We start from the raw sequence: 11345 nt of genomic DNA on the forward strand, positions 1-11345 counted from the left end.
TCCATCCGATCGCAGCGCAGGACGGCACTCATTGAACCTCACGGCCCAGAGAGGGGACTACCGACTCACGTTCGCTGTCCTTACCGTCGGCGTAGCAGCCTATGCCTTGCTGCAGTCTTTGGTCACTCCCGTTCTGCCGACAATCGAGAAGGCTCTCGGCACGTCTCAGACCAATGTCACCTGGGTGCTGACGGCCTACCTGTTATCGGCATCGGTATTTACTCCGGTCGTCGGTCGCCTCGGTGACATCTACGGCAAGAAGCGCTTGTTCGTCGTTGCACTGGCCGCGCTCGCGATCGGCTCGCTGCTCGCCGCCCTCGCCAGTTCATTGGTGGTTATGGTGATCGCTAGGGTGATCCAGGGCGTGGGTGGCGGAGTATTGCCCCTCACATTCGGAATCATCCGGGACGAGTTCCCGAAGGAGAAGGTGCCCGGGGCGGTAGGCATGGTCGCGGCACTCGCCTCTGTGGGCGCCGGCCTCGGTATCGTTCTCGCGGGCCCCATCGTCGACGCATTTAGTTACCACTGGTTGTTCTGGATTCCGCTGATGATGATTAGCGTCGCAGGTCTGGCCGCACATCTCCTGATTCCCGAATCACCAGTACGCACCGCAGGAAAAATCAACTGGTTCACGGCGTTTCTGCTGTCCGGCTGGCTCGTGGCGCTCCTGCTCGCCGTCAGCCAAAGTCCGACGTGGGGCTGGGGTTCGTTCAAGGTAATCAGCATGCTCGTCCTGGCGGCGGTTGTTGCAGCAGCGTGGATCCTTGCCGAGTCACGTTCGTCGAACCCGCTCATTGACATGAAGATGATGCGGGTCCGCACGATTTGGGCGGCAAATTTGGTGGCGCTGCTTATGGGAATCGGTATGTACGCCGCACTCGGATTCATACCGCAGTTCCTGCAGACACCGCCCGAGGCCGGCTACGGTTTCGGCGCCTCGGTCACCCAATCGGGTTTGATGATGTTGCCGAACACGATCGGGATGTTCCTCGCGGGACTTGCTGCGGGCCGACTCTCACTTCGTTTCGAGTCGAAGAATCTGCTTGTGGTCGGATCTGTCTTGACCGCGATCGGTTACTTCATGGTGGCCTTCCTCCACTCGGCCGAGGCCGTCATCTACCTGGCGATGGCCGTGGTGGGAATCGGTTTCGGCATGGCGTTCTCTGCCGTGTCGAACGTTGTTGTGGCCGCAGTTGCCGCGGAGCAGACCGGTGCTGCCAACGGTATGAACACAAACATTCGCACGATCGGCGGGTCGCTCGGCGCCGCCTTCATGGCAAGCACTGTCACAGCCAGCGAGTCCGCGTCGGGGTTGCCCACGGAAGCCGGCTACACCCATGGCTTCGTCATGCTGGCGGTCGCAGTCGGCCTCGGCGCCGTCGCGGCATTGTTCATACCTGCAATCAGACGAGATAGAACGATCGATCGCGAGAAGTCGGAAGACCTGCCGCTCGCACCGGCTGCCGGAAGAACTGCGGGCGGGCGGTAGATCCCACTGAGGCCAAGGCACAAAGACAGCCCACAAAGACGAGCGGAAAGAAGTTCGAAATGACAAGTAATGGCCCCACGGAGACTGAAACCAATCGCGCCCTCGCACAAGGCATGTACCAGGCAGTCTTAGGAGGCGATACAGAACGGTTTCTCGCCTTCGTTTCACCCGAGGTAGTGGTGGAGGAACCGGAGTTCTTGAGCTATGGGGGCAAGTATCAGGGCTTCGCTGGATTTCAGGAGTTGTTCGCAACACTCGCGTCCAAATTCGACCTCGCCGGCATGACGGTGGACCGTCTTGTAGTGGACGGGGATTACGTCTGCGCGTTCGGTCGGGTTCCGATATTGGGAGGCGACGACCTAGTTTCGTTCGCCGAACGCAGCATTTTCGAGAATGGCAAGGTCATTAACTTCCGCGTTTATCTTTATGACACAGGCGATTTAGGTGTTGGTCGTGACCCTGAAAAATTGGTGCTCTGAAGTACCTGACCAACCCCGGTGACGGCGTGCGGATCTTGCCACTGTCAAGGATTGGTCAGAGAGAATCAATCGCTGCGTCGATCACGCGGTGAAGGCGGTCCGGGCCTTCTTCCACCCGTGCCAGGAGCTGCATCCCCATCATTGTGTTCAGGAGCAGGCTCCCCATCGCGGCCGGATCGCGGTCGGGAGCTATCTCTCCCGACCGCTGCCCTTCCTCGATCAGCGCCCGGAAGACGCCCGCGGCGAACTCGAAGTATCGACGGGCCTCGAAAACCGCCACCCGTCGGTTCCCGCGAGATCTGCCTCCGCGTTGGCAATCATGCAACCGCGGGTGCCCTCGTCGGCCATGAACTTCAACGTCCCGCAGAGGCGCTCTTTGACCGAGTCGGGGTGCTCCGTCAGCGCCGTCAGCAAACGAAGCCGGGCGTCGACATAGCGACTCAGCGCCAGCTCGAAGAGACCGTGTTTGCTCCCGAAGGTGTTGTAAAGACTGCCCCTGCCGATGCCGAGCGCATCGACCAGATTCTGCGGGCTGGTGGCGCGGAATCCCTGCTGCCAGAACACCTGCATGGCCTGCTCGACGGCGACAACTGGATCGAACTGCTTGGACCTTCCCATCGACACACCCCTACAGTTCTCGATGTCTGAGTTCCCGAACCGCCGCTCGGCGTTAGACGGCTTCGAGGATCGTAGCGTAATTCGCCACACCAACCCCACCCATATTTTGCACCAGCACGCGATCGGCGCCGTCGAACTGCATCGCCCCTGCAGCACCAGAGAGCTGCATAGCCGAAACCACATGTTGGGACACTCCGGTGGCCCCCACCGGATGCCCCTTGGCCTTCAAGCCGCCGGACAGATTCACCGGGAGGCGCCCGTCTCGATGGACCGCACCGGAGGTCAGGGCTTCACCGCCCTTGCCCGGCTCGGCCAGGCCGATGACCTCGTACATGATCAGCTCCGCGATCGTGAAGCAATCATGCACCTCGGCGAGCGACAACTCGTTGACACCGATGCCGGCCATCGCATATGCGCGTTCCACCGATGCGCGCGTGGCCTCGAAGGCGGTGGGGTCGCGGCGGGCGGCCGGGTGGAAGTCGTTCGCCTGGCCGAATCCGGTCACCCGAACCGGCTGATTCTTCGCGGCCGCGCTCGGCGATATGGACAGCACCAGAGCCGCGGCTCCGTCCGAAACCGGCGAGCAGTCGGTGCGGCGCAGCGGTGCGGCGACGATCGGATTGCGATCCGAGACCGTACGGCAGAACTCCTCGCCGAGATCCTTCCGCAAGTGTGCGTACGGGTTGGCGACGCCGTTGCGGTGGTTCTTCGCTGCGATCGCGCCGAGCAGATCTCCGATGTCGCCGTATCTCTCGGCATACCGCTGCGCCACCGTCGCGAACAACCCGGTGAATCCAACGGACGAGGGGTTCCCTGCTGACTCATAGTCGGCTCCGAGCAACGCCGAGCCCACATGCTCGGGCGTCGCGTGCGTCATCTTTTCCGCACCAATCACAAGCACGTTCCGCGCAGTACCGGCGAGCAGGGAGCGGATGCCGGCGTGGACCGCGCCGGATCCCGATGCGCACGCATTTTCGACGCGTGTGGCCGGCACGTTCCGCAGCGCCTCGTCAACCTGTAGGACCAACGAAGAAGAGAACGCCAAGGGCAACAGGCTCGAGTTGAACTGGCCGAGATAGATCTCGTCTACGTCACCAGGCTCGATTCCCGCGCTGAGGATGGCCTCCGTGGCCGCCTCGACTATGAGTGATTCCAAGTCGCGGTCGGTGAGCTTGCCGAAGACCGTGTGGCCCCACCCCGTGATGCGCACGTCCTGACCAAACTGGGAGAGCACGGTCACATCGAAACACCGCCGTCAACCGCGAGCACGGTCCCCGTGATGTAGGCCGCCTCGTCGGAGGCGAGGAAGCACACAGCGGCGGCCATCTCGGACGGTTCCGCGAAGCGCCCCTGCGGGACCATATCGGTCAGGGCGCGCAACTTGTCCTCGGGTATCGCCGCCACCATCGCAGTCGCTGCGTTCGGCGAGATCGCGTTGACTGTGATGCCGAAGCGGGCAACCTCTTTGGCGACCGTCTTCGTAAACCCGACTATCCCTGCCTTGGCTGCGGCGTAATTCGCCTGCCCCACGTTTCCGTGTAGACCGCTGTACGACGTCACGTTGACGATCCGGCCGAAGCCCCGCTCGCGCATACCCGGGATCGCCGCCCGGGTGAGCAGAAATGCTCCCGTGAGGTGCACGTCGAGAACTTGACGCCAGTTCTCTGTCGACATCTTCCAGATCACGCTGTCACGCGTGATTCCCGCGTTGTTCACGAGGATATCGAGGCCGCCCCACTCCGCAACACCGGCCAACACCGATTCGGAGAGCGCCTCATCCGCCACATCACCTGCGAAGGTGCGGGTGCGCTCCTGCCCGGTCCATGCGGCCTCGAGTGCGGTCTGGTCACGGTCGATTACCGCCACCCTCGCCCCGGCGGCATGGAACGCCTGCGCCAGTTCACGTCCGATTCCGGCGGCCGCGCCCGTTACTGCGACGACCCTGCCGGTGTAGTCGAAACTCAGATTTCCCATCATTTACCTGCCTTCGTAGGCCGGTGGGCGTCGATCCGCGAAAGCGAGCAGTCCCTCCGTTGCGTCATATGACTGCGTCGCATATTCGTGCACGAGGTCGGTCTCCTGCCGGAGCCCCTCGTCCAGGTGCGTCCGCTGGCCGATTCGGATGAGTTCCTTCATCTTCCGCTGCCCCAGCGGCGTCCGGGTGGCCATCCTGCGTGCCAGCGCAACCGTCTCCTCGCGCAAGCTCACCAGAGGCGCCTGGAAGGCGGCGAGACCGACCTTCACAGCAACCGACGCCTCGAAGAGGTCACCGGTGAGGAGCCAGCGCCGCGCATGCTGCACGCCGATGGCGCGGATCAGGCGTTGGCTCCCGCCCGCGCCCGGTAGCTGGGCGAACCCTAGGTGGCCGTCACCGATCCGCGCCTCATCCGCGATGGTGATGATGTCACAGGCGAGTGCGATCTCCAGTCCACCTGCCACGCAGACTCCGTTTATCATTGCGATGACTACCGACGACGAGGCCTCGAGCGCGTCGCACACGGCGTCGAAGTCGTCCATGAACTGCCGGAATTCCACGGGGTCCCGGTACAGCTGCTGGTAGCCTCTCAGGTCTCCTCCCGCCGAGAATGCTTGCCCGGCGCCGGTAAGGACGATCGCGCGTGGGGAGCCGTTCGCTGCGAAGTCTCCGAGTAGCTCTCGCAGCGCGCGGATCGTGTGCTTGTCGATCGGGTTACGCTGCTCAGGACGGTTGAACGTGATGATCACCACGTCTGCGCCGTCCTCATCGAGCCATTCCAGCGTGAGCAGGCTGCTGTGCTCGTCGGGGTACGCCGTCGGCCTCCCGGCGACCGCACCCAGTGTGGAAGTGTGAATGGTCATCAGTGCTCCTTCCGGTGGCGTTTGAGCTCGTGCCGGGCGATCGTGCGCCGGTGGACCGCGTCGGGGCCGTCGGCGATGCTGAGTATGCGTGTGTGCGCCCACATTTCGGCGAGGCCGAAGTCGTCTCCGACGCCGCCACCGCCGTGCAGCTGCACGGCGTTGTCCAGGATCTCGAGCGCCATTTCCGGGATGCCCACCTTGATCCCGGCGATCTGCACAGCCGCTGCGCGGTTGCCCTCCTTATCCATCAAAGAGGCGGTGAAGAGGGTGTAGAGCCGGGCTTGGTCGATGCGGATCCTGGCGTCGGCGATCCAGTCTTGGACGGAGCTGCGTGACGCGAGGGACTCACCAAAAGTCACGCGCTCCTCGGCGCGCCGGCACATCATCTCCAGTGCGCGCTCGGCGACGCCGATCGTGCGCATGCAGTGGTGGATCCTGCCCGGTCCCAGGCGTGCCTGGGCGATCGCGAAGCCCTGCCCCGGGCCGCCCAGGATGTTGGCTTTGGGCACTCTCACGTCCTCGAAGGTGATCTCGCAGTGCCCTTCCCGGTCCACGTAGCCGTAGACGCGGAGGTTCCGGACGATGGTCACGCCGGGCGTATCAACCGGCACCAGCACCATGGATTGCTGCTGGTGTCGCGCCGCGCGGGGGTCGGTCTTACCCATGACGATGAGGATCTTGCAGCGCGGGTCAGCTGAACCTGAGATCCACCACTTACGCCCGTTGATGACGTAGTCGTCGCCGTCCTCGACGATGCTGCACTCGACGTTGGATGCATCAGACGACGCCACCGCCGGTTCGGTCATCGCGAACGCGGACCGGATCTCCCCCTCCAGCAGCGGTGCCAACCACTGCTCTTGCTGTTCCGGCGTGCCGAACATGGTGAGGATCTCCATGTTTCCGGTATCGGGCGCGGAACAGTTACAGACCTCGGATGCGATAGGCGAACGGCCGAGAATCTCGGCGATGTACGCGTAGTCCAGGTTGGTCATTCCCTCCGTCCACCTGGTCTTGTGGGGAAGAAACAGGTTCCACAGGCCCAGCTCACGCGCCTCGCGCTTCAGGTCCAGCAGGATCTGGGGATGCCCGTGCGGCTCGCCCAGGTCGGCCATTTGCTGCCGATACACCGCCTCGGCAGGCAATATCCGGTCGTCCATGAACTGGGTCAACTTCTTGCGAAGCTGGTCCGCCTCTGGACTGATCGCGAGATTGAATGCGCTCACGCTCGCCCTCCTGTCTGCATGTGCCCGCGACCCTTCGCGAGCACTCGTTCGACCAACTGAAATTTCTGAACCTTGCCCGTCGCCGTCCGCGGCAAGGCGTCCACCAGGAGCACTCGCTCAGGCAGCTTGAAGGGCGCGAGCCCCAGCTCACGCAGGTACGACACAACGTCGGCGAGCGTGACCTCATGGCCCTCTTCGGCGACGACGCACGCGCACCCGATCTCGCCCAACCGCTCATCGGGAATGCCCACAACGACGGCCTCGCGAACGTGCGCCATACCAACGATGAGGTCCTCGACCTCCCTCGGTGTGATGTTCAACCCGCCCCGGATGATGATTTCCTTCTTGCGTCCGACCATCGTGAAGTAGCCATCCGAATCGACCACCCCGAGGTCTCCCGACCTCACCCAGCCGTCGACCGAGAACGTCGCCCGGGTCCTCTCCTCGTCAGAGAAGAAGCCGACACAGCACGACGGGCTACGCACGAAGAGCTCACCCGGCTCTCCGACGAGAATCGCGCCGTCGTCGTCCCGCACCTCGAGCTCCACTCCGTCGAGCGGCGGTCCCTCGGTCTCGAGCCTCTTCTCCAGCGGGCTGTCCGGGCGGTTCCACGTCGCGCTCAGCACCTCCGTCGATCCGTAGATCCGGAGCACCGTGATCCCCGCATCGGCGGCTCGCCCCACTACGACGCTCGGCACGGGCGCACCACCGCACGAGAACATTCGCAATGAGGTCAGATCTGCACCCATCGACTCCCCTGCGTCCAACAGGTCCGTAAGAAAGGTGGTCGCCGCCACTGTGTAGGAGGGCTTTGCACGCTCGATCAGCCGGACCGCGTCGGCCGGATCCCATCGATCCTGCAGCGTGAGAGTGAGTCCGTTGAGGAGCGCGACGCGCACCCCGTAGTTCAGGCCCGTGGAATGCCCGATCGGCGACGGCATCCACACCCCGTCGGTCTCGCTCAGACCGATACCGGACGTCAGCATGCGGGTGCCCGCGCAGAGGGTCTGCTCCGTATGCATGATCGCTTTCGGCGCGGACTCGGTGCCGGAGGAGAAGATCAGCTCGCACACGGCGGAGGCATCGGGGTCTGGCAGGTTGTCGAGCGCCGGCCAGTGCACGAACACGGTGTCCGCGTCGCCGCGCTCGACGACGAACTGCGCGGTGCCGGGATTGGCCGCGCAGACTTCCGCAACCATCGCGCGGTGGTCGAAGTTTCGGTACTCCGCGGGAGAGACGATCAAGCGGCTCCCCGCTGTGCGAACGATGTTTGACAGCTCGTGCGCACGATAGATGGGCAGCACGGGGTTGAGCACGGCGCCGAGCAGATGCACGGCCAAGTCCAGGACCACCGTCTCGTACCAATTCGGCATCTGCACAGTCACCACGTCACCACGACCGATGCCCATCGACTGCAGCCGCGCGGCGACGGAATTCGAGTGCGCCGCAAGCTGCGCATAGGTGTGACCCTCCGACTCCACATCGTCGACGACGGCGACTCTGTCGCCCCGCTCGAACGCCCAGCGGCTCAACGCCCCAACGAGCGTCTGTTCATCCCACGCTCCGCTCGACAGATAGGAGTTTCTCCGGTCCGCGGCCGTAACCACATCCGTCAGGAGTGCTCGCCCCGTTTGCTTCTCTGAACCCACCCTCGTCCTCACTAAGTCGACTTCCATGACTGAAAGCGTATTCGATATCTTGCATTTCGCAAGTCAAAATATGGAAAGAACTCCAAACATCGCGTACCCTGACTTGAAATTCACCGAAGGAGCTCACCGTGGAACCACCCTTTCCTACAGATCCCACCACCGACCTGACTGGTCTCACAGCTGTTGTCACCGGCGGAAACGGCGGAATCGGGCTCGGACTGGCGAGCGGACTCGCGCACGCCGGCGCAAACGTCTGCATCTGGGGCCGGAGCGAGGAGAAGAACGGCTCGGCGTTGGAGCAACTGCACGACGCCGCCGGCAAGGCGCACGCGATCTCCTGCGATGTCAGCGACGAGGCAGACGTCGACCGCGCCATGGCTGAAACGCTTGCGGCGTTCGGGCGTGTCGACTCGCTCTTTGCGAATGCGGGCGTACCCGGTGACATGACCCCGTTCGTCGACCTCTCATTAGACGACTGGCGACGCACGCTTGCGATCAACCTGGAAGGCGCATTCCTTTCCCTACGGGCGGCGGCCCGCCACATGGTCGAACGCGGCGAGGGCGGATCGCTCGTCGGCGTGTCATCGATCATGTCCTTCTATGGCGGCGCTCAAAAACAGCCGTACGCGGTCAGCAAGGCGGGGATCGAGGCGCTCATGCGTTCCCTCGCCGTGGAACTCGCCCCGAATCAGATACGAGCAAACGCGCTACTGCCGGGCTGGACGGACACCGCACTGCTCGAGCCTGGTGCCGGCTTCATCGCCGATGAGCACCACGCCCTGATTCGTAAGCAAACCATCGGCCGCACGCCGGTGCGTCGTTGGGGTCAGCCTGCCGACTTCGCCCGGATCGCGGTCTTCCTGGCCGACCCGACGCTGCGGTTCCACACGGGCGACCGGCTCGTCGTGGACGGCGCCTACACCCGCTTCTAGCCACTAAAGAGGAGAAAACGTGCCGCTGGATCCGACAGCCCTCGGCTATATCTCACCCACGATCCCCGTCTCCTGGGACGAGCGCGACACGATGCTCTACGCATTGAGCATCGGGGCGGGCACCGACGATCTCGAGTACACGACCGAGAACACCGCCGGCGTTCGGCTGACCGCGACGCCGTCCATGCCCGTGGTGTACTGCCAGCCGTCATCCGATGTATGGGACCGGCTCGGCGAGTTCGACTGGTCGTGCCTCGTTCACGCGGCTCAGTCACTCGAACTACACGCGCCGATGCCCCCCGTCGGGGCAGGATCGATCACGACCACGATCACAGAGATGAGCGACAAAGGCACGGCTGCTGTGGTCACCGCCCGTACCGAACTCCGCGATACTGACGGGACGTCGCTCGCGACGGGCGACTCGACCGTGTTCATCCGCGGGGCGGGGGGATGGGGCGGAGGTCGTGGCTCAACTGTGACCCCACCGCCCCCGGAGGGCCCAGCGGATCGGGAGGCCACCGTCGTGACCGCCCCCACGCAGGCGCTGCTCTACCGCTTGAATGCGGACCGGAATCCACTGCACTCCGATCCAGCTTTCGCACGCAGGGCCAACTTCGACCGCCCGATCCTGCATGGCCTCTGCACCCTCGGGATCGCGGTCCTCTCGGTCGCCCGCATTAATCACATTCCCGGTATGCAACTGCAGCGGTTTTCGGCACGGTTTGCCAACTCGTGCTATCCCGGCGATGCCCTGACCACGCGAACGTGGTCCCCAAACGGGTCCACGGCCGCGCCGGAGGCGGCTCCGCCCGGCACCGCCGGCTCCCGCAGCGTGGCCTTCGACACCCTCGGTCCCGGTGGCGTTGCCGTCCTGTCCCGAGGTGCAGCAACGTTCGGCCCGCTGACCTGACCACCACTGCATGTCGGTGTCGCCGAATCGAGGAAGGTGTGGCTGCCGCAAACGTGGGCGAAGTGCATCCTTCGTCGGCCCGTGAGTGTTTTCGGACTCCGCGACATCATCTCGCGCCTACCGGAAGATGCCCTTGGCAGCGGCGAGGACCTGACCGGCAGCGAGGGCATCGAAACGTCGGTGACGGTGACGCCGCCGCGGCAGGAAGGACGCGGGCCGGCGACACCGATTGGTGGACAACGAGGTTCGAATCCTGTCCGAGCCGATGACGCTGCCCGACCGCGCTGTCGCAAGGACCGGGCGGTTCGACGTCGGCGAGCCGACGGACGCGGATCCGCCTTACGTAGAAGTCGTTCGGCCAGTCTTCGTGCTCGCCGACGAGATCAAGCGCACGCCGGCGAAGGTGCTGGCCCCGACGACGAGGCGAGCACTCAAACCTGGCCGAACAATCGCAAGCGCTCTGTGTCGCCGAGCGTGTGCGATGCTCGGTCGGCGATGCGCGCGAGTCGTTCGCCGATCCTCGAGAAACCGAGCTCCTCGAACACAACCTTTGCCCCCAAGAACGCGATGAGGCCCTCGTAGCCGTGCGAACTGGTGACCGACGCGCTGACGCCCTTTACCCCGGGGTAGTACTCCTCGTCGTCGACCGCATACCCCCGAGTTCTGGTCGTCTCGACCGCATCGCGGAACTCTCCGAGGTCAACGATGCTGTGTGCCGTATACGCCTCCAGCTTCTCAGGCAGCGGTTCCCCCGTCGTTGCATAGTACGTCTTCCCCCATGACGCAGCTGCTAATGGAACGCCGCCGCCAAACGGAACCGCGACATCAGAGCCAGGGCCGCGATGCGCGTTGAGAATGAGGTGGCGTCCGTCCCAGGCGGTCGCCGAGACCGCGGTCACGCCGAGCTCGTTCGCGACGTTGACCGCCTCGATCCAGGCAGCGCGGTACATCGGAGTGCCGCGCGCGTAGGCAGCCCCGAGATAGTGCAAGACGGGCCCCAACGCGTACCGCTTGTGCTCGGTCAGGACCACCGCGTCGAGGCTGAGAAGATGGTTGAGAGTGGCATGTGCTGAACTCGCGGCGACTCCTGTTGCCTCGGCGATGGCCGACAGCGTCAACGGTACCGGCGAGTCACGGAGCAACGACAAGACGCCGAATGCCTTCTCGATCGCAGATGAGGACTTCGCCGCCGCTACGGGCTTCGACG

General features: G+C 64.1%; 12 protein-coding genes and 1 pseudogene. 4 read left to right on the plus strand and 9 right to left on the minus strand.

Translation table 11 applies throughout. The features are described 5' to 3' along the window. Window positions 1-31: 31 nt before the first annotated feature. Window positions 32-1489, plus strand: a complete 1458-nt coding sequence (locus AZG88_RS31730; protein WP_061700115.1) for an MFS transporter — start codon at window positions 32-34, stop codon at window positions 1487-1489. A 59-nt stretch (window positions 1490-1548) separates the two neighbouring features. Beyond that, window positions 1549-1968 carry a nuclear transport factor 2 family protein gene (locus tag AZG88_RS31735; RefSeq protein ID WP_082833529.1) on the plus strand — a complete coding sequence of 140 codons (420 nt, stop codon included), beginning with the start codon at window positions 1549-1551 and terminating at the stop codon, window positions 1966-1968. Window positions 1969-2023: 55 nt separating this feature from the next. Here AZG88_RS31735 and AZG88_RS55780 read toward each other — a convergent pair whose 3' ends face one another. The 7 genes from AZG88_RS55780 to AZG88_RS31765 are packed head-to-tail and all read right to left on the minus strand — an operon-like array spanning window position 2024 to window position 8179. Beyond that, the gene (locus tag AZG88_RS55780) at window positions 2024-2248 is read right to left on the minus strand and encodes a TetR family transcriptional regulator C-terminal domain-containing protein (protein ID WP_373560040.1); all 225 of its coding nucleotides are present in this window, start codon (window positions 2246-2248) and stop codon (window positions 2024-2026) included. Continuing rightward, window positions 2188-2586 (minus strand): TetR/AcrR family transcriptional regulator, encoded by a 399-nt coding sequence (locus AZG88_RS31740; protein WP_197487972.1) that lies wholly within the window; start codon window positions 2584-2586, stop codon window positions 2188-2190. Before AZG88_RS31740 ends, AZG88_RS55780 begins: the two co-directional genes overlap by 61 nt. 52 nt (window positions 2587-2638) lie before the next feature. Next, window positions 2639-3826, minus strand: a complete 1188-nt coding sequence (locus AZG88_RS31745) for an acetyl-CoA acetyltransferase (protein ID WP_061700117.1) — start codon at window positions 3824-3826, stop codon at window positions 2639-2641. Further along, window positions 3823-4560, minus strand: a complete 738-nt coding sequence (gene fabG / locus AZG88_RS31750) for a 3-oxoacyl-ACP reductase FabG (RefSeq protein ID WP_061700129.1) — start codon at window positions 4558-4560, stop codon at window positions 3823-3825. Before fabG ends, AZG88_RS31745 begins: the two co-directional genes overlap by 4 nt. A 3-nt stretch (window positions 4561-4563) precedes the next feature. Further along, window positions 4564-5424, minus strand: a complete 861-nt coding sequence (locus AZG88_RS31755) for an enoyl-CoA hydratase/isomerase family protein (protein ID WP_061700118.1) — start codon at window positions 5422-5424, stop codon at window positions 4564-4566. Beyond that, window positions 5424-6647: an acyl-CoA dehydrogenase family protein gene (locus AZG88_RS31760; protein ID WP_082833530.1), complete on the minus strand. Its 1224-nt coding sequence runs from the start codon at window positions 6645-6647 to the stop codon at window positions 5424-5426. Before AZG88_RS31760 ends, AZG88_RS31755 begins: the two co-directional genes overlap by 1 nt. Next, window positions 6644-8179 carry an AMP-binding protein gene (locus AZG88_RS31765; protein WP_061700119.1) on the minus strand — a complete coding sequence of 512 codons (1536 nt, stop codon included), beginning with the start codon at window positions 8177-8179 and terminating at the stop codon, window positions 6644-6646. Before AZG88_RS31765 ends, AZG88_RS31760 begins: the two co-directional genes overlap by 4 nt. A gap of 245 nt (window positions 8180-8424) precedes the next feature. Here AZG88_RS31765 and AZG88_RS31770 point away from each other — a divergent pair, with 245 nt between their 5' ends. Both AZG88_RS31770 and AZG88_RS31775 read left to right on the plus strand, forming a co-directional pair. Further along, window positions 8425-9228 carry an SDR family NAD(P)-dependent oxidoreductase gene (locus AZG88_RS31770; RefSeq protein WP_061700120.1) on the plus strand — a complete coding sequence of 268 codons (804 nt, stop codon included), beginning with the start codon at window positions 8425-8427 and terminating at the stop codon, window positions 9226-9228. Between the two features lie 19 nt (window positions 9229-9247). After that, a complete protein-coding gene (locus tag AZG88_RS31775; RefSeq protein ID WP_061700121.1) occupies window positions 9248-10138 on the plus strand; it encodes a MaoC/PaaZ C-terminal domain-containing protein in 891 nt (296 codons plus the stop codon). 431 nt (window positions 10139-10569) lie between these two features. On the opposite strand, the gene AZG88_RS31780 is transcribed toward AZG88_RS31775, so the two are convergent. Beyond that, window positions 10570-11169: an IclR family transcriptional regulator domain-containing protein gene (locus AZG88_RS31780; RefSeq protein ID WP_156681958.1), complete on the minus strand. Its 600-nt coding sequence runs from the start codon at window positions 11167-11169 to the stop codon at window positions 10570-10572. Window positions 11170-11178: 9 nt separating this feature from the next. Further along, window positions 11179-11307: pseudogene (locus tag AZG88_RS55785) on the minus strand (helix-turn-helix domain-containing protein); the annotation flags it as partial. Between the last annotated feature and the right edge of the window lie 38 nt (window positions 11308-11345).

It is taken from the genome of Rhodococcus sp. LB1, assembly GCF_001583455.1.
GTDB lineage: Bacteria > Actinomycetota > Actinomycetes > Mycobacteriales > Mycobacteriaceae > Rhodococcus_F > Rhodococcus_F opacus.